Source organism: Microbulbifer maximicatervae (SeqCode), assembly GCF_052467325.1.
Window position 1 is genome coordinate 4,814,722 of record NZ_CP174310.1, and the last position, 25,135, is coordinate 4,839,856.

Here is a 25,135-nt window from a genome sequence, read left to right on the forward strand (position 1 = left end):
TTTGCCTGTAATAATTCAACCGTAAGTACAGTGGATATCCACTGGTGCGACACCTTCAACAGATATTGTGGCACTGAAACTATAGAGTGGCCGCGCTTGTAATTTCCACTGTTTATCAAAACAACATGCCGTTAGAGCGTACTGCCCAGTCATTTTTCGTTTGATCTGGAGTAGTTGCAGTGGGCTTGGGTTCAGGAATAACAATTTATTAAGGTGTTTTTCCATGTACATGGGAGACTGGAGCACGCGGCACTTTATTTATCACCCTGGCCAAGATTAAGAAAAATCATCGACGGGACTGTTCAATTATTATGAACGTTGAAAAAAACCAATTAACTCGATTGCCAGCGGCACTAATGAAGCTGTTGGTCATCTCTATATTTCTTTTTATGGTGGGCTGTGGCGGGGGCGGTTCCTCCAGTAGCGATGACGACTCATCTACAGAGACCACTGAAAGTGATGGTAGCTCGGAAGGTAGTTCTGATTCGGATGATGATACTAGCTCGGACTCAGAGCAGGGGATTGTGGTTTCTGAGTTGATCGCGAACGCCTACTCAGGTACCAGCATAGGGCTTTCCTGGGAAGACTCTGAAGAGACTTACTCCATTTATCGAGATGGTGAATTGGTTGCAGAAACCACTGATAACTATTTCGTGGATGAAAGTCTTTCAGTCAATACCGAATATAGCTATTGGGTTGGTGTCGGAGGCATTGATAGTGAATCAGATAGTGTTACTGCAAAGACGTTGGTCAATAACACTAATGATGGTTTCAGTAACGGTACAGATGCAGAGGCTATTGATAAGAGAATAGTTGATTTTGAGGAATGCCAAAATGAGCGTTCAGCAATCGATGTGGACGATGACAGTCTCGATAGTTGCTTGCAAGCTGTACTGGATGAAGTGGGCATGGCAGAGCAACTCGAAGATATGCGCGCCTTTGCTGCACGGGTTAGAAGTGAGCAAGACCCTGCGATGGTTGAGCTGGGCATGCGCCTGTTCCACAGCAAGAGTCTCAGTGCTAACGGTGATACAGCCTGCTCTTCTTGCCACCACCCGACAATAGGCTGTGCTGGTGATGACCTCTCTATGTCTGTTGGCGTTAATGCCGTTGATCCCGATTTGCTCGGCCCTGGGCGCTCCGATGGTGAAAACGAAGTGCCGTTGGTAGCACGTAATGCCCAGCCTATTTGTAATGTGGCGCTCTGGGATAATGGGTTGTTTTGGGATAACCGGGTCCTGTTTACCGACGATGGTGGCCTTAAAACAGATTCCAGGGATGTAACCAATAATACCGAAGCGGCGGTTGGTACTGGCACCTTGGCGCTGATGATGGCCCAAGCACACTTTCCGGTGACTGATGCCGCTGAGATGGGGGATATTTCTGAATTTGGCTATGATGAAAGTAGCGACGATGATCTCACTGATTACCGTGAAGAGTATCTCATACCAAAGCTCAATCAAGACTCCTGGGGAGCTTTATTTACTGCTGCTTTTGGCGATTCTGAAATTGATTTCAGCAGGGTCGCAGAGGCAATCGCTGCCTATGAAGCGGTCTATATCTTTATCGATAACCCCTTCTTTGATTATGTCGATGGTGACCTGACCGCAATTGACAACGATGCGAAGCGTGGAGCCATTACTTATTTTACGCCAGGTTCTGGTTGTACTGCTTGCCACACGGGTGCCTTCTTTACCAATCAGGGATTGAGAGTTGTTAACTATCCACAAATTGGTATTGGTAAAGAGGATGATGGCGCGGATTGGGGCGGGGCCGTACTGGGTGGCTTCCGTGTTCCAACACTGCTCAATGCGGGAATTACTGGTCCCTGGGGCCATGCGGGGCAGTTCGGTACTTTAGAGAGAAATATCGAGCACTACGCTGGTCAAGCGGATTCGGTATCCCGGTATTTCGCCGATAGCGAAATGTGCGATCTGGATCAGTTTGCCGAGCTTGAAGATTGTGCGGAGAAAGTTGCGCCAGACGGCCTGGAACTGACGGAGGCTATTCTGGAGATAGATGGTGATGCAGCGCTCCCCATAGATGACGATGAAGTGGGGTTTATTGCAGCATTTCTTGAAGCACTTACCGATCCGGATGCAGAGAATGTGAATTCAAGCGCAACCCAGTCCCTAATCCCACCTCGTGATGGTGGTCCTGATGGGATGCAGTTGGACGCTTGGGATGAGGACGGCAATGAACTCTAAGCACTCCCTGTAATAAATTTTGGCGCCTCATTTTATAGCCGACTATCACCGAGGCGCCGTTCTCCGAAGAAATGTTTTCATATTCGAACCTTTTATTCGGGGATCGATTTTCTATCTATCCCCCTTCCCAAGTTTTTGGTTTGTACCCATAAAGCCCTATTAATTACTTCTCTACTCTGTTCTGGGTTCTTATACATTTCTTCCTTGCTTCCGTTATTCAAGCTGTCAGTCCTTACAGGCCATTTTTTGTTTATATGTAATAGTTTGAATAAGAACTGGGTTGCTTCAAATGCTTTTTGCTTTTTCATCTTTAGGTTAAAGCCAATCAAAATATTTAAGCAGGACCACCACCCGTTAATACCAAGGAATTAAATTTTTCGATTTCATTAAATTCCACTTTGGTGACTAGTTTCTTTAATTTTCACGCAATGAGAACAGGTGTAATAGATTACTGCGACTTTCTTAGCAGTTATTCCTGCGTTTGATGGTTAGAGTAGATCCAAGGAGCCCCTGAAAGCCAGTAGGGCGGGCCTTGGCTGTGTTGCAGCACTTGCAATAAGGCCATTCGTGGCGAGCTGCGCTCAAAATCTGTAGTTCCCAGGATCTGCAGAGATATTACGGAGCTGTTCAGGGGCTTCCTGGGTATTTGGCCCTTATCTATAGTAAGGCCGAAATTTCCTTCGCTTTAATTTGAGTGAGTTTTAATTCACCGTTTTATTTTTAGTTTTACAGCAAGTGTTTCCTTACCCTTTGGTGTCAGTACTGGCACTTAGATCTGTATTTGCTGTCAAGAACTCGGAACAAGAAAAGGTCATTGACGGGCAGGTCAAGAACTATGAACTCTGTTAATAATAAATTAACTCAACAGCAAACGGCGCTGATAAAGTCGTTATTTCTATCTTTAATTCTTGTGATGACCGGCTGTGGAGGCGGTGGTTCCTCCAACAGCGATAGTGATTCATCAACGGAGACTGGCGACACGGGAAGCGATGATGATTCTGGTACAGGTGATGATACTGGTACAGGCTCAGGGCAGGGAATCATCCCTGCAGAATTGATTGGCAATGCATTTTCAGGCACCAGTATCGGCCTATCCTGGGAGAGTACTGGAGATACCTATGCGGTTTATCGTGGCAGTGAAAGAATTGCGGAGACCACCGAAGGATACTATGTCGATGAAGGCCTTTCGGTAGATACTGAGTACACATACTGGGTCACTACTGGTGATATTGATAACGGCGATGAAACTTCCAGTGTTACTGCTAGAACATTAGTTAATAACTCGAATGCGGGCCTAAATAATGGCTCCGATGCCGATGGTGCAGATAACCGGGTATCTGATTTTGATGAATGTCAAAATGCACGCTCAGCGGTAGATATTGCTGCTGGCAGTCTGGACAGCTGTTTACAGGCGGTGCTGGATGACGTTGGCATGGCTGAGCAGTTGGAGGATATGCGTGCCTTTGCAGCTCGGGTTAGGAGCGAGCAGGACCCAGCTATGGTGGAGTTGGGGATGCGTTTATTTCACAACAAAAGCCTGAGCGCTGATAACGACGTTTCATGTTCCTCTTGTCATCACCCGTCAATGGGCTGTGGTGGTGATAATTTGTCGATGCCGGTTGGTGTCGACCCCATTGATGCTAATTTGTTAGGTCCGGGTCGCTCTGACGGTCAGAACGAGGTTCCACTTGTGCCGCGCAATGCCCAACCTATCTGTAATGTGGCGCTCTGGGATAGCGGCTTATTCTGGGATAATCGGGTCGCAATAAATGGTAATGGAGGACTTAGAACAGACTCCCGGGATGTTACGAATAATACTGAAGACGCGGTGGGCACCGGCACTCTGGCACTTATGATGGCCCAGGCTCATTTTCCGGTCACTGAAGCTGCGGAGATGGGAGATATAACCCAGTTTGGTTACGATGATACCAGCGATGACGGGTTTACGGATTACCGTGAGGATATTCTTGCTGAAAAATTAACCCAGGACTCTTGGGGCGCGATGTTTACCGCAGCTTTCGGTGACTCGGCAATTAATTTTAGCAGGATTGCGCAGGCTATTGCCTCCTACGAGGCGGTACAAATTTTTATCGACAACCCCTTTTTCGACTATGTCGACGGTGATCTAACAGCCCTTGATAACGATGAAAAGCGTGGGGCTATCACCTTTATGACACGCAATTCAGGGTGTACTAATTGCCACTCAGGTGCCTTTTTCTCTAATCAGGGGTTGAGAGCAGTCAGCTATCCGCAAATTGGTGTTGGCAAGGACGAGAGTGGCAACGGAGCTGATCTCGGCGGGAATGGAAGTGGTAGTTTCCGAACTCCAACCCTGCTTAACGTAGCGCTTACTGGCCCCTGGGGACATGCCGGCCAGTTCGGCAGTTTGAAGAGAAATGTGGAGCATTATACAGGTCGTGCCGATTCTGTTTCCCAGTACTTCACCAATAGTGAAATGTGTGATTTGGATCAATTTGTAGGAGTGGACGAGTGCGCGGCAAAAGTTGCGCCTAATGGCCAAGCTCTCACTGAAGCATTGCTGGCTGAAAATGGTGATGGCGCTGTTAATTTGGACGATGATGAGGTTGATTTACTTGTGGCATTCCTTGAAGCTCTAACTGACCCAGATGCGGCAAATATTGGCTCTAATGCAGTTCAATCGCTGATTCCACCTAGAGACAGTGGTCCGGATGGGATGCAGTTGGATGCAGAAGACCAGGAGGGTAACCAACTCTAAACACTGAATAGACCCCTGTGGCTGGTGTGATGGCAATGTTGGACAAAGTCGTCACTAAATGGAATTGATTGGGTTTTAGGGCTGCAACTGGTAAGGCTTTCCGGCAGTATAGGGGCTTGGGAAGCGCCAGTTGAGGCGGAAACAGTTTTCTAACAGAAAAACCGAATCACTATCAAAGGATGCTGGTGGCTGTAGACGGTTTTTCTTTGTTTTGCGGGCTTGCTTTGTCCAGGGATTGGCGGCGGCATTGACTGGTGTAGCACTGTCATCCGCATAATCTCGCTGGGCCTATAAGTGAAAAATAAAGATACAGGTGGTGTAGTGTCCGCGAAATTTAAGAGCCTGCCGCTCCTAGTGCTACTCGGTACCCTTTTGGGAGGCTGTGTAACCTCTGGAGGGGCGGAGCGCAAGGCAGTTAATCTGGATAAAGCTTTGGAAACCCATGTCCAGTTGGGGCTTCGCTACTTGAGAGATCCTGATAACAGAGAGCAGTCCCGTCGCCATTTAAACCGTGCTTTGGAATTGGGTAAAAAGAATCCATTGGCACATCATGGCCTGGCGTTGCTCTATCAAGTGGATGGTGAGTTGGATATTGCCGAGTCTCATTTCAAGAAAGCTCTACGCTATAGCGATGGGTTTTCCATGGCTCATACCAACTATGGCGTTTTTCTCTATAAGCAAGAGCGCTATAAAGAAGCCCTCAAGCAGTTTGAGCATGCCTCCACAGATCTCACTTACAACCGCCGCTCTTTTGCCTTGGTCAACTATGGTCGCACGGCTGCACGTCTTGGACTTGAAGACAAGGCGGAAGGGGCTTATGCCAGGGCGTTGGCGTTGAACCCCGATTTGCCATTGGCTCTGATTGAAATGGCCGAACTGAAATTCGATGCCGGTGATTATGCTAAATCCAAAGTTTACCTGGATCAGTTTAGTGAAAAAAACCGCCAGACTCCACAGTCACTGTGGCTTGGAATTCGAATAGAAAAAGTATTTGGCAATCGTGACAAGGAGCGCAGTTACGCCCTTGCTTTGAAAAATTTGTACCCGTACTCTGCGGAGACACTGAAATATCAGGAGTTGAGTGGTAATGACGGATAGTAGTCCCGAGCACTGCGATGGTGGTGAACTCGTATCCAGTACGCAAACTTCTAAAGACTCTGCCGGCCGTCTCTTGCTGGCGGCTAGAGAAGCGGCGGGGCTCTCCCGTGCGGAGCTGTCGCAGCGCCTCTGTATTATCGACAACACTGTTGAGTGGCTGGAAAGTGACAATTACGTGCGGCAGCCGGAAGCTGTCTATGCACGAGGCTATATTCGCAATATTTGCCGTGAATTGAGTATTCCCGTTGAACCTGTTTTGGAAGCCTATGATAGGGACCGGCCACAGCCGGAACAGCGTAGCGAATCCCGGCGAATCACCAAGGCTGAAGCATTCAGGCCCGAACGCAGAAGAGGGCATGGGGCTTTGGCTCTAATACCTCTGCTACTTGCCGCTGGTGTCTTTTGGTGGAAATACGGTACTCCGGTCAATATTCCCGGTATGCCCCTTGGCGAAGATGGTGCTGAGCAAGTAGCTGAGTCCCCGGTTGCCAAAGCAGTTATAGATAATTCAGTCGCTAATGGTGAGCAAGTTGAAATCCAGCAGCAAGAGATGACTGTAGCAGCTGGAAACCTTGGCTCAGAGTCCGCAGTCAATGATTCTGTGAATATCCGACCTGAGGTTGCCAGCGTTGATTTGGTGGAAGTTCAACCCACTTCTTCTGTAGCAACAGTGACTGAGCCTGTACCCACCCAAGTAGCCCAGTTAGAACAGGCCCTGAAAGGCGCTTTGCGGCTTCGCTTTGATGAAGATGCCTGGGTTGAGGTGAAAGACGCACAAGGTGTGATTTTACTGGCCGGGGTCCAAGCTGCTGGCAGTGCTAAATCGTTAGATGGAGACGCTCCATTTGAGCTGATGTTGGGAAATGCCCGTGCAACCCATGTGGTTTACCGCGATGAAACTATCGACAGCCAGCCTATTGGCGACCGCCGCACTCGCCGTCTGATTGTCGGCGATTAAGATGATCTTCCCCGTTTGGGCGCGAACCCTGTAGGTTTGCGCCCAATCTCTCTATAATCTCCCCTCGATTTTTATCAGTAATACCACCAGGTCAGCCTATGCAATTTGAATCTCCCATTGTCCGCCGCAAGTCGCGCCAGATCATGGTGGGTGATGTACCGGTCGGAGGGGATGCCCCGATCTCGGTGCAAAGTATGACCAACACCGAAACCTGCGATGTAGCAGCTACTGTTGGCCAGATCCAGCGCCTGGAACAGGCTGGAGCCGATATAGTGCGGGTTTCTGTGCCCAGCATGGATGCCGCAGAGGCGTTTGGAGAAATTAAAAAACAGGTGAATGTCCCGTTGGTCGCAGACATTCACTTCGATTACCGTATCGCCCTGCGGGTCGCAGACCTGGGGGTGGATTGCCTGCGTATTAACCCCGGCAATATTGGCCGAGAGAAGCGTATTCGGGCCGTAGTGGATAAAGCTCGCGATCTGAATATCCCGATTCGTATTGGTGTCAATGCGGGCTCCCTGGAAAAAGACCTGCAGAAAAAGTATGGCGAGCCCACGCCGGATGCTCTGGTAGAGTCGGCGCTGCGCCATGTATCGATCCTCGACAGCCTGGACTTCCAGGACTTCAAAGTCAGTGTAAAAGCATCCGATATCTTTATGGCCACGGCTGCCTATCGCAAGCTGGCCCAGCAGATTGAGCAACCGCTGCACTTGGGTATTACCGAAGCTGGTGGCTTACGTGCCGGCACAGTGAAGTCGGCGATTGGTCTCGGTGCCCTTCTGCTCGACGGTATCGGTGACACCCTGCGGGTTTCCCTGGCTGCAGACCCGGTGGAAGAGGTCAAAGTGGGCTGGGATCTGCTCAAAAGCCTGCGTCTGCGCAGTAAAGGTATTAACTTTATTGCCTGCCCCAGCTGCTCGCGCCAGAACTTCGATGTGGTGAAAACCATGAATGAGCTGGAGACGCGCCTGGAAGATGTGACCACACCGCTGGATGTGGCAGTAATTGGCTGTATCGTCAACGGCCCCGGCGAAGCGAAAGAAGCCGATGTAGGCCTGACTGGTGGTACCCCGAGCCATGCCATCTATGTGGATGGGCAGCCAGACCGCAAGTTTAAGAATGAAAATCTGGTGGATGATTTAGAGCGTTTGATTCGCGAGAAGGCGGCCGCCAAGGCCGAGCGCGAAGCGGATATCATCGCCAAGGCGTAGAGGGCAACAGCTCCCTGCGCAAGCCCCAATTAATTGAGTGAAAAATTAAGGAACAGCGTTGAAACAGCTTCGCGCAATTCGCGGCATGAACGATCTGCTACCGGAACAGTCCCCGGTATGGCAGTACGTGGAAGCCACACTGAGTGAACTTACTAGTCGCTACGGCTACACCGAAATTCGCACTCCCTACCTGGAGTCGACCCAGTTATTTTGCCGTGCGGTGGGCGAGGCTACCGATATTGTCGAGAAGGAAATGTACACCTTTGATGACAAGAGCGGTGACAGCGTTACCCTGCGCCCTGAGGGCACAGCGGGCACTGTGCGTGCAGCAATCCAGAGCAACTTGCTGAACCAGCCACAGCGCCTGTGGTATTTCGGCCCTATGTTCCGCTATGAGCGCCCACAGAAGGGGCGCCTGCGTCAGTTCCACCAGTTTGGTGTCGAGGTGTTTGGCATTCAAGGGCCGGATATCGATGCAGAAATCCTGATCATGACTGCGCGACTGTGGCGTCAGCTGGGTATCAGCGAGCATGTGACCCTGCAGCTCAATTCCCTGGGTAACGCTGAGAGCCGCGCTGCTTATCGGGATGCGCTGGTCACTTATTTAAGTGAGCGTCGTGACCAGCTGGATGAGGACAGCCAGCGCCGTCTGGAGCGCAATCCGCTGCGAATTCTCGACAGTAAAAATGCGCAAACTCAGGAACTGCTGGCGGATGCGCCCTGTCTACTGGACTTCCTCGATGAGGAATCCGCCGCCCACTTTAGTCAGCTAAAGGCGCTTTTGGACGGGGCTGGCGTTAAGTATGAGATCAATCCCAAGTTGGTGCGCGGTCTCGACTACTACGGAAAAACCGTATTTGAGTGGGTGACCGACAGCCTCGGTGCCCAGGGCACTGTGTGTGCCGGTGGCCGCTATGACGGCCTGGTAGAACAGATGGGTGGCAAAGCCACTCCGGGAGTGGGTTTTGGCCTGGGTGTTGAGCGTCTTGTATTGATGCTGGAAACCCTAGAAGTGTTGCCTGAGTCCCTTTCGCAACAGGTAGATGCCTACCTGGTTGCCGTTGGTGATGTACAATCAGCTGCCATGACAGCCGCCGAGCAATTGCGCGACGAGCTGCCCTGGTTGCGACTGCAGTTGCACTGTGGTGGAGGAAGCTTTAAAAGCCAGATGAAGAAAGCTGATAAGAGCGGCGCCGATTATGCGCTGATTATCGGCGAAGATGAGGCTGCAAGTGGTCAGATAACTGTGAAGTACCTTCGCGCTGACCAACCGCAGCAAACGCTGGCACCGAAAGAGCTGGCAGCACTGCTGCAAGGCTGAAAGAAACACTGAGGGAGGCGGAGGCCCCCGCCGGGAAAGTTAGTAATCTACAGGAAAGGCAAATTACCCAATGGCTGAGCATCTTACCGAACAAGAACAAATAGAAACGCTGAAGCGCTGGTGGGCGGAAAATGGCAAGGGAATTGTGACTGGCATTGTGCTGGCCCTGGCCGGTTACTTCGGTTATCAGTGGTGGCAGGGAGATCAGCGCACCAAGGCTGAAGCGGCCTCTGACCTGTACCAGACTTTCGTTGAAGCGGTCTCCGCCAACAACAATCAACCGGACAACAAGCAGCTTACCACTGCCAAGAATGTGGCCGAGCAGCTGAAAGGTGATTTTGCCAAGCGTATCTACGCCAGCCAGGCTGCACTGCGTCTCGCAGCTATTTCAGCGGAGAGCAATGACCTGGAAGCTGCGGAGCAGCAGCTGCAGTGGGTACTCGACAACACCAGTGAAGCAAGCCTGGAGCTGCTCGCTAAACGCCGCCTGGCTGCTGTTTTGGCGGCCCGCGGTGAGTCCGATGAAGGCCTGAAATTGCTCGAGGGCACTATACCCCCGGCATTCGCGGCCCTTTATTCTGAGACTCGTGGTGATATCCTGAAGCAAAAGGGTGACATCGCCGGCGCTCGTGCCGCGTACGAGCAAGCACTGACAGAGCTTCTGCCAGAGCAAGCGGGCAACACCCAACTTCTGCGCCTGAAGGCTGAAAGCCTGGCGGTAACCGAGAGCAGTGACGCTCAGAACCAAACCGAGCCTGTATCTGAGGGAGACGAGTAATGGGATTTCTGAATCGCGCTGCGGGTCGCACTGCAGCGGTGGCGCTAGCGGTGGCCCTGGCCGCCTGTGCCTCTAATGACGAGAAGGAAGATGTCGACCCCGTCGAACTGGTGGATATTAACTCCACTGTTGCCCTGCAAGAGGTGTGGTCTGCCGATATTGGCGGTATTGACCAAAAGCGTTACGCGATGCTGCAGCCGAGCCTTATCGATGGTCGCCTGATAGCTGCCAGTAGCGATGGTGAAATCAGTGCTTTTGATCGCAGCTCCGGGCGCAAGCTCTGGGAGACAGATCTGGATGTAGATCTGAGCGGTGGCGTGGGCACTGGCCTGGGCATGGCGGTAGTCTCCGACTACCGCGGCCGCGCCGTGGCTCTGGACCTCGAAAACGGCGCTGAGCTATGGAATTACCAAGTCTCCGGCGAAGTAGTTGCCGCTCCAGCGATCGGTGCTGGCGTGGTTGTCCTGCAGACCGTAGATGGCAAGCTGGTTGGCCTCGACGCTACCAGCGGTGAAGAGTTGTGGAGCCACAATACCAATTTGCCAGTACTGACCCTGCGCGGTACTGCAGCACCTGTTATCAGCGGTGGTATGGTGATTGCCGGCCTGGATAACGGCAAACTGCTGGCCCTGGACGCCCGCGATGGCATTCAGCGCTGGGAACAGCGAGTCGCTATTCCCCAGGGCTCTGCGGAGCTGGAGCGGGTAGTTGATATCGATGGTGCTCCAGTAGTGCGCGGCGATTTGGTGTTTGCCGCCAGCTACCAGGGCCGTGTTGTCGCCTTGTCCAAAGATAATGGCCGCGGCCTCTGGGCTCGCGATGCCTCTACCCACCACGAAGTGGCAGTAGGTGGTGGCCATGTCTACCTCAGTGATGCCTCCGGTAGCGTCTATGCCTACAATGTGGGCAGCGGCCAGATCGAGTGGAGTAATAACGAACTATTGCGCCGCGAATTGAGCGGACCGGCTTTCTTCCAGGACGTGGTCGTTGTGGGAGATCTGGAAGGCTACCTGCATGTGCTGGACCCCAATTCCGGACAATTTATTGGCCGCGAGCAGGTGGACGGTGATGCGATTCGCATCCCCATTCTGGTTGATGGCGACCTGATATTTGTGCTGTCGGATGATGGCAAGTTATCAGCTCTGCGCCTCGCTGATTCCTGATAATCGCAGCCAACTGACGAGAGGCGGACAGGCTGTCCGCCTTAGGGCTTAGAGCCCGCAAATGGAGCCTGCTGCGCAGGCAAGTTGAAATCGCCCGCCTCGCGCGGGCTTTTGTATTTTTTTATACGGCTAAAACCAGAATTTGTATGCTGCCAGTAATTGCCCTGGTCGGGCGCCCCAATGTGGGCAAATCCACACTTTTTAACCGGTTGACCAAGTCTCGCGACGCTTTAGTGGCCAACTACGCCGGGCTTACCCGCGATCGCAAGTACGGTGAGGCGGAGATCGACGGGCGCAAGCTGTTACTGGTCGATACCGGTGGTATTTCCGGTGGCGAAGAAGGCATCGATGCGGCTATGGCCGAACAATCTATGCAGGCCATCGAAGAAGCAGACTTCGTACTCTTTTTGGTGGACAGCCGCGCCGGCCTGACCCCAGCCGACGAGATGATCGCCGAGCGCTTGCGCACCCGCTCCAAGCCCACTTTCCTGGTGGCCAACAAAGTTGATGGGGTAAACCCGGATATTGCCCTGGCACCTTTCTATGAATTGGGTATTGGTGAGCTTTTCCCGACGACTGCTACCCACGGACGCGGTGTTCGCTCCCTGATGCAGCGGGTAATCGAGGACCTGCCCGAGCAGGAGATTGAAGAGGAAGCCGAGGAAGCGACCGGAATCAAGATTGCCATTGTGGGCCGCCCCAATGTGGGTAAATCCACCCTGGTTAACCGCCTCTTGGGTGAGGACCGGGTTGTTGTCTACGATCAGCCCGGCACAACCCGCGATAGCGTCTATATCAATTATGAACGCGACGAAAAGCCTTACACCCTGATCGATACTGCGGGCATTCGCCGCCGGAAAAATATCAAGGAATCGGTGGAGAAGTTCTCTATCGTCAAAACCTTGCAGGCGGTGGAAGATGCCAACGTGGTGGTGCTGGTGATCGATGCCCGCGAAGGCCTGGTGGACCAGGATATGCACCTGATGGGCAGCGTAGTACAGGCGGGACGCGCGCTGGTAGTTGCCCTGAACAAGTGGGATGGGCTGGAAGCAGATCACCGCGACTATGTTAAAACCGAGTTGGAGCGCCGCCTGCGCTTTGTGGACTTTGCTGATGTGCACTTTATTTCTGCACTGCATGGCACCGGTGTTGGACATCTGTACGAGTCCATTGAGGGTGCGTACCAGAGCGCTACAGACAAACTGTCCACTAATCACCTCACTCGTATTCTGGAGTGGGCGGTAAGTGAGCACCAACCACCATTGGTGCACGGACATCGTATCAAATTGCGTTACGCTCACGCCGGTGGACAAAATCCGCCGGTTATTGTGATTCACGGTAATCAGACTGAGCAGGTACCGGCACATTATGTGCGCTATCTGGAGAAGACTTTCCGCAAGGCTCTGGATTTGCACGGTACTCCGGTAAAAATTGAGTTCCGCACCAGCTCCAACCCCTACGCGGACAAAAAGAACAAGCTGAGTGACCGCCAGAAGGCCAAGAAACGCCGCCTGATGAAGTTTGTTAAAAAGAAGAAAAAATAAGAGGCGGTAACTTAGGTTACCTGTAAGCCGGCAAGGGATACTGCCGGTTTGCGCACCACTCCAGCTTCTACAGCCTTAACCCACAGTGGAATGGCATTGTGGGATTTCTATCGTACCAGTGATCCCGTTTTTGACGGGGCCAGGGAAGAAACCACAAGGAGAATACGATGTTGAAGCTGAAGAATCCTGCATTGCTGCGCAACCAGTCCTATATCAATGGCCAGTGGATTGACGCTGATTCTGGTGATACCTTCGATGTGTTGGACCCGGCAACTGGCAAGGCGGTTGCCAATATCGCCAACTTGGGGGCAGATGAGACTCGCCGCGCAATAGAAGCTGCTGATAAAGCCTGGCCTGCCTGGCGCGATACTCCGGTAAAAGAAAGAGCGAAAATACTCAGGCACTGGTATGAGCTGATAATTGCTAACGCCGATGATCTAGCCATTATTTTGACCGCAGAGCAAGGCAAGCCACTGACAGAGTCCCGTACCGAAATTGTGTATGGTGCTAATTATGTCGAATGGTTTGCGGAAGAAGCCAAGCGCGTCTACGGGGATGTTATTAGCCCGCCTTCCAGTGATAAACGGCTCTTGGTTATCAAGCAGTCGATTGGTGTGACCTGTTCTGTAACGCCATGGAATTTCCCCAGCGCTATGATCGCACGCAAAATGGCTCCCGCTATTGCCGCAGGCTGTCCATTTATTGCCAAGCCCGCTTCCGAAACACCTCTATCCGCACTGGCACTCGCAGTTCTCGCTGAGGAAGCGGGAATTCCCCCTGGTGTTTTTAATATTGTTGCAGGGGATAAGGCACCGGAGATTGGCGCAGAAATGACGGCCAATCCCTTAGTGCGGAAATTTACTTTTACCGGTTCTACTGCTGTCGGAAAATTGCTGCAAGCCCAGTGTGCAGCAACCATGAAAAAAACCTCTATGGAATTGGGCGGTAATGCCCCATTTATTGTTTTTGATGATGCTGACATTGGCGAAGCTGTAAAGGGCGCAATTGTTTGTAAATATCGCAATGCCGGTCAAACCTGTGTATGCGCCAATCGCATTTTCGTGCAGGAAGGTGTTTACGATGAATTTGCACAGAAGTTTTCCGCTGCGGTAAACCAGCTTTCCATGGGCAGTGGTTTTGATAGCGGTGTCGACATGGGCCCTATGATTACCACCAAAGCAGTGAAGAAAACGGAATCTCTGGTGGAAGATGCGCTGCAAAAAGGCGCGCAACCCCTGGTTGCTGGTGGTCCCAGTACTATGGGGGAATGCTTTTATTCTCCTGTAGTATTGGGTGGGGCCACCGATCAAATGCACTTGTTCAAAGAAGAGATCTTCGGTCCGGTAGCTCCGCTATATAAATTCTCCTCTGAAGAGGAAGTCATTAAAATGGCCAACGATACGGAATTTGGTCTGGCTTCTTATTTTTACTCCAGGGATATCGGTCGTATTTGGCGTGTTGCAGAGGGGCTTGAATACGGTATGGTCGGTATCAATGAGGGTATTATTTCCAACGAAATGGCACCCTTTGGCGGTGTAAAAGAATCCGGGCAGGGGCGCGAGGGCTCAAAATACGGTATTGAGGATTACCTGGAAATAAAATATCTGTGTGTCGGTGGTATTGATAAGTAGTTTATAAAAGTGTTTGGATTTTAAATGGTTGTAGAGCCTATTGCGCGGGTGCATTCCTGCTTTGGAGAAAAGTTTGGAGTGCCCCGCCAGCCACTATTGGCGGATGCCAGTCGCGCCAGTATTGCGTTGTTACCTCCCCTGGATACGCCAGATGCAGTTGCAGGTCTGGAGCAAAATAGCCATATCTGGGTAGTGTTCCAATTTCACCAAGCCGCTGGGCAGTGGTCAACTAAAGTGCGCCCGCCCCGTTTGGGCGGCAATAAGAAACTGGGTGTACTCGCCACTCGCTCGCCTTTTCGTCCCAATAATATCGGGCTGTCAGTAGTTCGTCTTCTGGAGGTACGCACCTCTCCTAAAGTGGAGCTGATCGTTGCCGGGGCAGATTTGGTCGATGGTACGCCAGTATTAGATATTAAACCCTATGTTCCCTATGCGGATGCATTAACGCATGCGCAAAGTGAATTTGCCGACGCAGCTCCAGTGCAAATTCCCGTTGCTATCCCCGAGCCAGTTCTGAATAAAGCCAAAGCCTACCGCGATGACTGGGGTACCGATCTCCCCCGTTTAATTGAACAGGTGTTATCCCAGGATCCAAAACCGGCATACCAAAAGACCGATCCACAGCGCATTTATGGCATGCAATTGTGTGAATTCAATTTGCGTTGGCGTTATACCGATGCGGGAATAGAAGTGGTGGCACTGGAATAACCCTCGACCAGCTAGTTTCAGTATTCTGCAGCAAGCCAGGATGTGTCTCCTACGTAACTGTCTAGGGTTCGGAAAGGATATGTCATTCATTTTCATGGGAAATACAATTCCCCAAGATACGGCATTCGCCTAAAAATAACGCCTAGCTATCCAAGGGCACAGCTATGCCAGTACGTGAAACCTTTAATTATCAAGGCTTAGATGCTATTCGCGTCGGCCGAGTCAATATGGGTGTTAATACAACCTTTGTTGTTTATCGCCTCAATGGAACCGTAATTGATACAGGTCCCAGCAATCAGTGGAAGTATGTCAAGCCGTTTATACAAAGCGCACCGCTAAAGCAGTTATTGCTGACTCATCACCACGAAGACCATAGTGGCAATGCCGGCGCTATCCAGAAACTTACCGGTGTGCAGGCGGTGGCCCCGGATCTGACTATTGGTATATTAAAAAAAGGCTTCCGAATTCCCCCGATGCAGAAGTTTTTCTGGGGAACTGCGGGAAAAGCGGAGGTGGCACCTCTTCCAGAGGAAGTCTACATTGGTGAAGAAAAAGTGGTTCCAGTATTTAGTCCCGGGCATGCAAAGGATATGACCTGTTATTTACTGCCTGAGCGCGGTTGGCTGTTTAGTGCTGATTTATTTATTGCCAACTACTTAAAATTCCTGCGTATTGATGAAGATGTCCCTACATTAATGAAAAGTATAAAGGGGGCCCTGGATCATTCATTTGACGTTATCCTCTGCCCTCATAGAGGTGTGGTAGAGGATGGCTGGCAGCAGTTGAATAAAAAATATGAGTATCTGCTTAATTTATCTGGAGAGGCGCAGAAGTTGAAACAACAGGGACTGACCTTAGAAGAGACTACTTTGCGTTTATTGGGCAAAGAAGGACTGTTCAGCGCTTTGACTGGTTATAACTTCTGCAAGAGAAATTTGATTGCTTCATGCTTACAGGTTAACTTGGATGAGATGCCTAGACTCTAGGTTTTCATTACGTACTAGCCAGTAGCCAATTTCGATGCAAAGTTATTTGTTAAGATGATCGTTGCTTCTGGATTAAGAGTTGCAGAAGAAGGGTGTTTTGTGATCAGGGAATCGCTAAGGGTATTTATTTTTGGGTTGCTTGCCTGGCCATTACTAAGCAATATATTGAGTTTTTTAAAACCTTTCCTGATAGCACTAAATTATGATGAATCTTCTGGGGGGCTTGCACCTAGTTTGATAGATATTATCTATCCCTATTTTACATTGGTATCTATTGCTTTTGCCTATGCATTCTTTTTGTTGACTCGGTTGATAATGGCGGGCTTAAAGCGCTGGTTGTGTGTCGGCTTGGTTGTATCTTATTTGTGTGTGTCTATCTATGCAGTATTCCCTGAAGACTCTGTTGCGTATTTAGCTTTAAGTAGTACTCATTACTTACTTGAATTGATAATGTTGATAATTGGTGCCGCTATTATTTATAAAAACATACCGGATATTTCTGTAGTAGATAGTAAAGGTGTTGGGGTGTCGGTATAAGGTCTGGGTTAATTTGTCTGGTACTATCGGCCTGCTTTTTGTTGTGATAATAAATTGTTTATCCTTTTTAAGTGTGGGGTTGATCTTTGTTGCAGATGCCCAAACCCAAGTGCCGAAAGGGTAGGGGGTATTTTGTTTTAATGCTGGAAATCAATATTGTTATTTTTCAACCTCGATAATATACCGTTTAATTCGGATTCCGGCCCTATTTTTCATTTTGATGTGGATCTTGCGAAGGTATTCCTCTATTACTTGGTTTGCAAACTTTTCTCTGTGTGGGCTGGGGATGTGTCGAAATTGGGGGACCCAGGAAAGAAAAAAATCAGTCAAGTTCTTTTTGGTTCCGAAATATTCCACCTTGTATATTTCATCTATCCTTGAAAGGTAGAAGCCCGCATTTTCAATGAAGTTGCGCATTTCCTGCAGTGAAAAATGATTGTATGGGTCATGGAAATCAGTGAAGTAAGGCTTCCATTTATTGCTGTTCTGGAAGTCTTCAACGGTATCCCAAAAATTTTCATGTCCTGCCTGAAATCCTACTACAGAAACAACTTCGCCATTATCTTTTAAGTATTTGTGGAATCCTTCCCAGACTTTCGCTTGATTTTTAACCCAATGTAGACAGCTAAAAGAGAAAATCATATCGAATTTTTTATTGAAATTTAATTCATCGGCACTCATCTGTTGAAAAGAAAGGTTGGGGACATCTCCATGCATTTCGCGGGCATGCTTTATCATATCCTCCGTGAGATCAACACCAATAACTGAACCATGCTCTAGATTTTCTGCTATGTATCGCGTGATTCGACCATCTCCACAGCCTACATCTAAGATCGATTTTGCCTTCTGAAAAGGGCATCGTTCGATCGCTTCCATGGCTTGGTGCCACTGCATTTCTGATGCTTTGACATATTCAGCAGCGCACCAGTTGTCATGTCTTACATTTTTTTTCACTGGATTTACATCGGAAGGGAAAAGATTAGTTAGTTTAGTTTGAATATAAAAATGGGCGGCTAAACTAGCTGCTAAATAGGAAAAAATGACATTAGATCTACCCTAATCTTTGCGATCGCGAATCCTTTTATAGTAGGTGGTAGGTGTCAATGTTACCATTGATATAAAGAATCAAATTTTCGGCAGGTCAATTTTGATAATTGAAAAATAAATCGATGTTGCTATAGGCTGGCAGCCTTAATTACTCTTGGACCTGTAAATTGTCGTGCCTGATAGGTTTGTCTATTGATGTATATTTGGTGAGGATGACTCTGGTTGGCTCGTTTTTCTTAGTGAAATTCTTTTAGTAATTTCAGTCACCGCTAAATGTGGCATAGGAATCTGCATTAATCGTAGATTTGCCCTACTGATAATCTGCCGAACGAAAGGTAAAATTAGGGGAAGCGCTGTGAAACTCAAAGGATCTTGCCACTGCCAATCGGTTAAGTTCAGTATGAACTCCGGGCAACCCTATCCCTTCAATCGTTGCTATTGCTCAATATGCCGAAAAACTGCTGGAGGTGGAGGTTTTGCTATCAACCTGGGGGCAGATTTCCAAACCCTGAAAGTGGAGGGCGAGGATTATTTAAGTGTTTATCAGGCTGAAATTGGGATACAAAGTCGGGAAAATAGTGGGAAGAGTCCGGCACGGCGACATTTTTGTTCAAAGTGTGGCAGTGCGTTATGGCTTTGGGACCCGCGCTGGCCAGAACTGGTACACCCTTTCGCTTCTGCGATTGATTCTGAGTTGCCGGTACCGCCGGTCCGTAGCCATATGATGCTGGATTATGCTCCGGGTTGGGTGCAGCCAGATATCCGGGAAGGGGACGAAATATTTGGAAGCTACCCAGAGGAGACCCTGGCTGAATGGCACCAGCGAAATGTTCCCGATTAGGGAGGGGATAAAGAGAGGCGGGGCGAGCCTGTGGCCGCCCCGCTTCAGGTTTATAGAGTTAACCTTGCGTTTATTCTTCCGCGAGATAGAGCACCAAGTTATCCAGGAAGTTGACCAGGTCTGCCTTTTCAGTGTCACTCAGCCCATCAAACTGTTCCTTGCTGGATTCAGCTTCACCACCGTGATAGACAATCGCCTCAGTCATAGTGGTAGCGCGTCCATCGTGTAAATAAGGTGGTGTTGAGCCAACACCCCAGAGGTTTTCTGTAAGGAATACTGAGGCTCCCACATTGCCTTCATCAATTTCCTCGGCCATGGCTGTTCCCATATCGTGACGCTTAAGGTCACCATATAGGCGGACGATAGCCCCGCCATTTTCCGATTCCTCAAATTGCCCCAGCGTTTGTCCAGAAGGAAGCTCCTGCGGGTTATCCATGATCTCTGTGAGCAAGTTAAATTGCAGGGATTGGCTGGGTAGGCCGGCTATATCGCCCGCGGGATAAGTTTCATCGCGGTAGCTAGCGTGCTGAGAGGGCTCATAGAATACCGGCGATGCAACTTCCATCTCGGGGGAGTGGCAAGAGGCACAGCCAATGGAGCTAAATAGCTCTTCGCCATTTTCGATACTGGCAATTTCCTCATTGCTTAAGGGTAGGCCGTATGTCTCCTGCTCCTCTTCCGTTAGGGAGTCGATTACGCTGTTAAGCTCGATCTTTGTTACCGGGCGGGGTTGCGCTGCGTTGTAGATAGTTAACGCGGTGATGTCACCAACACTGAGCTCGTTAGTGATCGAATCAAAGTCACTATCCGCATCACCGACCAGTTCAGTGGCCTGCATGCCCAATTCCTGGTGTGCCGCGCCACGAACGAATGCGCGTACAAATCCGGTTAGGCCTTTCCACTCAAAGGGTCTGACTACCAGGTCAGTATCGAGGCCTTCAACGCTATCGTAGTTGACCTCATCACAGGAGACGGAGATCTCACCAAAGCTAACGCCTTTTGCGGTTAGTGCGACAGTTGTATCGGTGCCGGATGAGCAGCTCTCACTGATAGCCTCATCCCGCAGAGTGTGCAGTTGGGTAGTCATTTCTTCTGCTACCAACTGTACAGCCCCCATACCGAACAAGTGGGGCGACTGGCGTTCGATAAATCCTCTTTGCTTGCGCTCAGGGTCCATGCGAATCACATTATCGTTAACACCACCACCGCCATCGGCCACGGGTACGTTGTGACAACTGATACAGGAGTCACCGTTGGGGCCCGTCGTGCGGTGGGGCAAGACATTTGCCCATGCATTTGGCCCTTTCAGGTCAGGTCGAGGGAAGCTGGTGAACCTTTTGCCGTTGCCTACATTTACGCCGACCCCGTCGAGAGCGTTGTAATTCATCTCGAATAACTCATCGCCCTCCTCAAAAGCGTGAACATAGGCTTCCAAGGTATCCATGGATTCGAGATCAGATTGCTCTAAATGTCCACCCAGGTGAATTTCAATTGCCCCAGCATGCAATATCTGTACGGTATCGAAGACTTCACTAAAATCGAAAGGAGTGGTCCTTTGCTGTCTTTGGTTTTTTCTTGCGTGCTTGGGAACTCGGTTTTTATCGTGCTTGGAACCAAAGTCGGCAAGCGCTGGAGTGGCATTAAATGTTAAAGCCGATATTGCCATAGCGACAGGCAACAGGTGTTTTTTAAGTATCATCAGCTATATCTCCGGGTACTGATATTGAGCGGACGTAAGGTGAGTTTTTCTACGAAAATGCACTCGATGCGGAGACACTCGAACACTTTTCTTTTAAGCACGATTCCCCAAAAAACTGATTATCAGTTGTGCTACAAGGAAAAATTGATAGAGATTTTGGTAATAACATTTTTATCTCGCAAAGTGCATCCAGTGAAGGTTTAACAGCATCCTTGCAAGCTTCTTATAGGTAGAACTGTGCCTGTTCTGCCACTTATGGCAGGCGTCAAGACCACGGGAGATACAGTATTGCGATAGCAGATTTTAAAGCTCAGATTAACTGACCTAAAGATCTAAAATGCGATCCCGATTGTGTCGATTTTGCCCATAACCTACCGCGCTAGTACGCGGCTATGTTTTTGTTTTTCGGCTTTTTTAGTTGCCGTTTGTGATAAATAAGTTCCTTTGAAAGGGTAGGTATTTGCATATTTGCCTTTCGGTGACAGGCTTTCCTACTTCACGGAAAGTCCCTATTCCTGGTGGTTGTGACATTAGATTTAGGAAAAAGTGCTGGTTATTAACGTTACTGAAGGCAATGGATATTTTGAAAAACTTATAATTATTTTCGATTGAGAGTGAATTCCCCAATTGTGAATTCGTATTGTCTTCAGGTGACACATGGTTTGGAGGCTAATAACTTATCTGTTTGTGGAATTTAATATCACCTTTGTAGATAGGGTTTATGGAAACACTTCTTACCTTCGGTGCGTGCCAGTTCGTTATACCAGATCAAATTTCAGCATGCGCTTGTGAGCGTAGATACAGAGATGAAGGGTATTTGATCGCTCTCTTACTTACAGAAAGGTGCTTTGGGGGGGCGACTAATGTGAACCGTATAACTGTCAAAAAAGTTTAGCTTTATTGAAAACATTATTGGCGTATTTTCCTTTCTAGTAGAGGGATAGAGTGATCGGTCTAAAACAATGGTGTTTCCGTTCGAGTGCTCAATGTATTTAGGCTTAAAGTAAAATTGGCGCACTATTCATTTGAATGGCGCGATAAAGATCTTTGTCGCCATATATTTCAATATAGAAACAATGAGATAGTTCTATCATTGCGCCTGTAGGCGAGGAAGCCCCCAACTTACTATCAACTACAAAGCTGCTGAGAGATATTTTTAACGAGTGGTTCGTTTTTTCTCATTGTGGCGTACAAGGAACATGGATAGTGATATGGATTGTCACGACAATGTCACAAAAAATCGAATAAATTTGCCCGTATGGCTTCGTTTAACTGTGGCTGGTACTTTTGAATGAGGTAGGTTAATTCGAAGCTGATAAAAATATTAGTGTATTCGAATTGTATAAATTCCTAAGAGTTTTTAGGGGGTAGGGTGAGGAAAGTATTGATTTTGGGAGGTGATGGATTTTGTGGTTGGCCTACATCTCTCCACCTTTCAGAGGCGGGTTATGAAGTTATTATTGTTGATAACTTATCACGGCGAAAAATTGATATTGAGCTTGAAGTTGATTCATTGACACCAATCAGGCACCTGTCTGAGCGGCTTCGTGTATGGCGTGAAGTTTCCGGTATGTCCATCAGGCATATTTATATTAACCTCGGACAGGATTTTGAGCGATTGGTCACTCTCTTAAAAGAGGAAAAACCAGACGCGATTGTACATTTTGCTGAACAGCGTGCCGCACCCTATTCGATGAAATCTGTCCGGCATAGACGTTATACACTTGATAATAACTTGAATGCTACCAATGATGTCCTGGCGGCTATAGTAGAAAGCGGATTGGATATACATTTGATTCACTTGGGTACTATGGGTGTCTACGGGTATGGAACAGCTGGTCTCACTATTCCCGAAGGATATTTAAAAATCCAGGTAGAGACTGAAGGGTATTTGAGTGAACAGGAGATTCTTTACCCTAGTAATCCAGGTTCTATCTATCATATGACAAAGGCTCAGGATCAATTGTTATTTGCCTTCTATAACAAGAACGATCAGGTACGTGTCACTGATTTACACCAAGGGATCGTTTGGGGTACCCAGACCCGACAAACACAAAAGGATGAATCTCTGATTAATCGATTTGATTATGATGGTGATTATGGAACAGTCCTCAATCGATTCCTGATGCAAGCGGCGATTAATTACCCACTTACCGTTCATGGCACTGGCGGCCAGAAGCGGGCATTTATTCATATTCAGGATACCTGTCAATGTATTCAGTTAGCTATTGAAAATCCTCCAGAGATAGGCGATAGAGTCAAAATTCTGAATCAAATGACAGAGACGCATCGTATCAGGGATCTAGCAAATTTAATCTCCAACAAGACAGGGGTGGGAATTGCCTACTTGGACAACCCCAGAAAAGAGTCAGCAGAAAATGATTTGTTGGTAAATAATGACCAGCTTATCGAGATGGGGCTCAAGCCTATAACCCTGAATGATAATCTTCTCACTGAAGTTGAGGGTATTGCCAAAAAATATTCACATCGATGTGACCAAGCTAAAATCCCTTGTGTGTCGAAGTGGTGATTTTTTTATACTTCAATGGTCCTGGTTTTATATGAAATCAAGGCTGCCTGTGGAAGGTGAGGTTTAATGTCTATAGCTGAAGAGTGCAAAATATGAAGATTTTGATTGCTACGGATACATATCCGGAGCAACTAAATGGTGTTTCCAGAGTACTGGAAAAAACTGAGAAAGAACTCATAGCAAGGGGGCACCAAGTAAAAATTGTTTCTGCTACTGATTTTACTAATTTCCCCTGGCCGGGCTATAAAGAAGTGAAAATTGCAGTATTTCCTGGTGGGAAAGCTGCCCGAATTATTGAGGATTTTTCACCGGACGCTATTCACATTATGAGTGAAGGTCCTGTGGGGTGGGCTGTTCGTGGCTACTGCAAGCGGAATAATTTGCGTTTTACGACATCTTGGCTGTCCCGTCTCTCTGAATATGTATCGATTCGCTATAAAGTTCCACTGAAGTGGTTACACGGTCTCCTTCGTCGCTTTCATAATTCCGCAGCACAAACAATGGTGACTACAGATGGTATGGCAGCGGAAGCTCGAACCTTGGGGATTGCCCGTGTCACCCGCTGGCGAAGAGGCGTAGAGTTAGAAAAATTCCACCCGGTTGAGACAAAACTTTTTGAGGGCCTAACTCGACCTATCATGCTCAATGTAGGGCGTGTTGCAGTGGAAAAATCACTGGACAAGTTTTTATCTCTTGAGTTACCGGGAACAAAAGTTATCGTGGGGGATGGTCCTCAACTCAATGAATTAAAGAGGAAGTTTCCACAGGCGGTATATCTGGGAATTAAAGAGGGTAAGGACTTAACTGAATGCTACAGCGCTGCAGATGTTTTTGTATTTCCTTCGGTAACTGACACTTTTGGTCTGGTTAATCTTGAGTCTTTAGCCTGTGGTTTGCCCGTTGCCGCCTACCCTGTGACAGGTCCGAAAGATATCATTGGTGATGCCCCCGTTGGAGCGTTGGATAGCAATCTGCAAGTGGCCATAGAAAAGGCACTATTATTGGACCGATCGGAATGTGTTACTCATGCCAGGACCTATTCCTGGGATGTTGCCACTGAGGATTTTATTTCAAGCCTGGTCCCGGTAAGTGCAGTAGAGGCTTTGCCTGTTGATGGCTAGATAAAAGCGTTGCTCGTAAAGTTCGCAAGGCTTACTTGCGAGCTGACTTGAGCAATTCAACCCAGCAGTACTTGTTAACAAATGCATAGTGTCCCAGCTGGTGCCAGCTTTGAGTTGAGCTATTTGGCATTATACTTGAGAGATATTCTGGCATTTTAATATCAATTATATCGTCGGCATCACCATAAAATATTTTGGTGGAAGTGGTGATTTCACGAGGATCAAACCCCCAATCCCAAAGCGCCATTATCATTTCAAAAAAACCCTCCCCATGCTGCGTTGCTCCAGCAGAAAATGATTCTTCAAACATTTTCTTAAGTGCCGGGTCTCGAATAAACAGTGCGGCATCAGAGGCGTCTTTCTTTGCAAAGAGCTGAATATAATCTTGTATATTGCTATTGGCTTGGTATGCACTTAATCGGCACAGACAGCGAGTAAGAAATTGCCAACGATGGATCTTTGCGATAAGTCTGATATCCGGGTTTTTTAGCAGGTCAGTCATTCCTGGGTAGTCCAGTGGCGCAACTGGGGCTGCAAGGGCAATTTTAGAGACTCTGTGGGGAAGTTTGTTAGCGATAGAAAGTGCATGAGGGGCACCACCTGAATGGCCGACTACCGAAAATGTCTCGATATTTAGACGATTAACCAGTTCTTCGATATCCGACCCCCAATCAACCATTCGCCGGCCTCTATGGGGAGATGATCCCCCCACACCAGGTTGATCTACAGAGATGATTCTTACGCCAAGAGATGCGGTAAGGTCCTTATCAGGATTGCGAATTAGTCGCGAATCTGAGAAACCATGATTGAAAAGCACAGGCCAGCCATTTGGATCACCATAGTCATCATAAGTAAGGATACGGCCGTCACTTATCTGCAAGGCAGGCATTCTGGGCGCTTCTTTAGGTTAGGTATGATCGGAGTATAGTGAGACTTCGTTTTGTGATGGGTGAGGCCAATGTTGTAACTTGTATCTGACCCAAAGGGGGAGTACCAGTTGAGTAGGCGAGAAGGAGAA

General features: G+C 48.7%; 20 protein-coding genes. 16 read left to right on the forward strand and 4 right to left on the reverse strand.

Features of this window, described 5'->3' with window-relative positions; all coding sequences use genetic code 11:
- Positions 1 to 311 precede the first annotated feature (311 nt).
- On the forward strand, positions 312 to 2,207 hold the full coding sequence (locus ACJJIE_RS21400) for a cytochrome-c peroxidase (RefSeq protein ID WP_444892906.1): 1,896 nt from the start codon (positions 312 to 314) through the stop codon (positions 2,205 to 2,207).
- 92 nt (positions 2,208 to 2,299) lie between these two features.
- Here the strand turns inward: ACJJIE_RS21400 and ACJJIE_RS21405 are convergent, their stop codons facing one another.
- On the reverse strand, positions 2,300 to 2,515 hold the full coding sequence (locus ACJJIE_RS21405; protein WP_444892907.1) for a hypothetical protein: 216 nt from the start codon (positions 2,513 to 2,515) through the stop codon (positions 2,300 to 2,302).
- Positions 2,516 to 3,042: 527 nt separating this feature from the next.
- Here ACJJIE_RS21405 and ACJJIE_RS21410 point away from each other — a divergent pair.
- The 12 genes from ACJJIE_RS21410 to ACJJIE_RS21465 all read left to right on the forward strand — a co-directional run bounded on the left by ACJJIE_RS21410 (position 3,043) and on the right by ACJJIE_RS21465 (position 16,879).
- Positions 3,043 to 4,944 carry a cytochrome-c peroxidase gene (locus ACJJIE_RS21410; protein WP_444892908.1) on the forward strand — a complete coding sequence of 634 codons (1,902 nt, stop codon included), beginning with the start codon at positions 3,043 to 3,045 and terminating at the stop codon, positions 4,942 to 4,944.
- Between the two features lie 321 nt (positions 4,945 to 5,265).
- Positions 5,266 to 6,042, forward strand: a complete 777-nt coding sequence (pilW, locus tag ACJJIE_RS21415) for a type IV pilus biogenesis/stability protein PilW (RefSeq protein WP_282934072.1) — start codon at positions 5,266 to 5,268, stop codon at positions 6,040 to 6,042.
- Positions 6,032 to 7,000, forward strand: coding sequence for a RodZ domain-containing protein (locus ACJJIE_RS21420; protein ID WP_444892909.1), 969 nt, complete (start codon positions 6,032 to 6,034; stop codon positions 6,998 to 7,000). The genes pilW and ACJJIE_RS21420 overlap by 11 nt, the downstream gene beginning before the upstream one ends.
- Before the next feature lie 98 nt (positions 7,001 to 7,098).
- Positions 7,099 to 8,211, forward strand: a complete 1,113-nt coding sequence (gene ispG / locus ACJJIE_RS21425; protein ID WP_282934070.1) for a flavodoxin-dependent (E)-4-hydroxy-3-methylbut-2-enyl-diphosphate synthase — start codon at positions 7,099 to 7,101, stop codon at positions 8,209 to 8,211.
- A gap of 58 nt (positions 8,212 to 8,269) precedes the next feature.
- Positions 8,270 to 9,532 (forward strand): histidine--tRNA ligase, encoded by a 1,263-nt coding sequence (hisS, locus tag ACJJIE_RS21430; RefSeq protein ID WP_282934069.1) that lies wholly within the window; start codon positions 8,270 to 8,272, stop codon positions 9,530 to 9,532.
- A gap of 70 nt (positions 9,533 to 9,602) precedes the next feature.
- The gene (locus ACJJIE_RS21435; RefSeq protein WP_444892910.1) at positions 9,603 to 10,310 is read left to right on the forward strand and encodes a YfgM family protein; all 708 of its coding nucleotides are present in this window, start codon (positions 9,603 to 9,605) and stop codon (positions 10,308 to 10,310) included.
- Entirely contained in the window at positions 10,310 to 11,473 is a 1,164-nt protein-coding gene (bamB, locus tag ACJJIE_RS21440) for an outer membrane protein assembly factor BamB (protein WP_282934067.1), read from the forward strand. The genes ACJJIE_RS21435 and bamB overlap by 1 nt, the downstream gene beginning before the upstream one ends.
- A gap of 146 nt (positions 11,474 to 11,619) precedes the next feature.
- Positions 11,620 to 13,017: a ribosome biogenesis GTPase Der gene (der, locus tag ACJJIE_RS21445; RefSeq protein WP_444892911.1), complete on the forward strand. Its 1,398-nt coding sequence runs from the start codon at positions 11,620 to 11,622 to the stop codon at positions 13,015 to 13,017.
- A 167-nt stretch (positions 13,018 to 13,184) separates the two neighbouring features.
- On the forward strand, positions 13,185 to 14,648 hold the full coding sequence (locus ACJJIE_RS21450; protein ID WP_444892912.1) for an NAD-dependent succinate-semialdehyde dehydrogenase: 1,464 nt from the start codon (positions 13,185 to 13,187) through the stop codon (positions 14,646 to 14,648).
- 24 nt (positions 14,649 to 14,672) lie between these two features.
- On the forward strand, positions 14,673 to 15,356 hold the full coding sequence (gene tsaA / locus ACJJIE_RS21455) for a tRNA (N6-threonylcarbamoyladenosine(37)-N6)-methyltransferase TrmO (RefSeq protein ID WP_444892913.1): 684 nt from the start codon (positions 14,673 to 14,675) through the stop codon (positions 15,354 to 15,356).
- Positions 15,357 to 15,520: 164 nt separating this feature from the next.
- Positions 15,521 to 16,342 (forward strand): MBL fold metallo-hydrolase, encoded by an 822-nt coding sequence (locus ACJJIE_RS21460; RefSeq protein ID WP_444892914.1) that lies wholly within the window; start codon positions 15,521 to 15,523, stop codon positions 16,340 to 16,342.
- Between the two features lie 54 nt (positions 16,343 to 16,396).
- A complete protein-coding gene (locus ACJJIE_RS21465; RefSeq protein ID WP_444892915.1) occupies positions 16,397 to 16,879 on the forward strand; it encodes a hypothetical protein in 483 nt (160 codons plus the stop codon).
- Positions 16,880 to 17,038: 159 nt separating this feature from the next.
- Here the strand turns inward: ACJJIE_RS21465 and ACJJIE_RS21470 are convergent, their stop codons facing one another.
- Positions 17,039 to 17,833: a class I SAM-dependent methyltransferase gene (locus tag ACJJIE_RS21470; RefSeq protein WP_444892916.1), complete on the reverse strand. Its 795-nt coding sequence runs from the start codon at positions 17,831 to 17,833 to the stop codon at positions 17,039 to 17,041.
- A gap of 448 nt (positions 17,834 to 18,281) precedes the next feature.
- On the opposite strand from ACJJIE_RS21470, the gene ACJJIE_RS21475 reads away from it, so the two are divergent.
- Positions 18,282 to 18,767: a GFA family protein gene (locus ACJJIE_RS21475; protein ID WP_444892917.1), complete on the forward strand. Its 486-nt coding sequence runs from the start codon at positions 18,282 to 18,284 to the stop codon at positions 18,765 to 18,767.
- Positions 18,768 to 18,837: 70 nt separating this feature from the next.
- Here the strand turns inward: ACJJIE_RS21475 and ACJJIE_RS21480 are convergent, their stop codons facing one another.
- Entirely contained in the window at positions 18,838 to 20,466 is a 1,629-nt protein-coding gene (locus tag ACJJIE_RS21480; protein WP_444892918.1) for a di-heme oxidoredictase family protein, read from the reverse strand.
- Between the two features lie 1,372 nt (positions 20,467 to 21,838).
- Here ACJJIE_RS21480 and ACJJIE_RS21485 point away from each other — a divergent pair.
- Complete coding sequence (locus ACJJIE_RS21485; protein ID WP_444892919.1) at positions 21,839 to 22,996, forward strand: NAD-dependent epimerase/dehydratase family protein; 1,158 nt, start codon at positions 21,839 to 21,841, stop codon at positions 22,994 to 22,996.
- Positions 22,997 to 23,088: 92 nt separating this feature from the next.
- Entirely contained in the window at positions 23,089 to 24,117 is a 1,029-nt protein-coding gene (locus tag ACJJIE_RS21490; protein WP_444892920.1) for a glycosyltransferase family 4 protein, read from the forward strand.
- 31 nt (positions 24,118 to 24,148) lie between these two features.
- Here the strand turns inward: ACJJIE_RS21490 and ACJJIE_RS21495 are convergent, their stop codons facing one another.
- Positions 24,149 to 25,006 carry an alpha/beta hydrolase gene (locus ACJJIE_RS21495; RefSeq protein ID WP_413664576.1) on the reverse strand — a complete coding sequence of 286 codons (858 nt, stop codon included), beginning with the start codon at positions 25,004 to 25,006 and terminating at the stop codon, positions 24,149 to 24,151.
- Positions 25,007 to 25,135 lie beyond the last annotated feature (129 nt).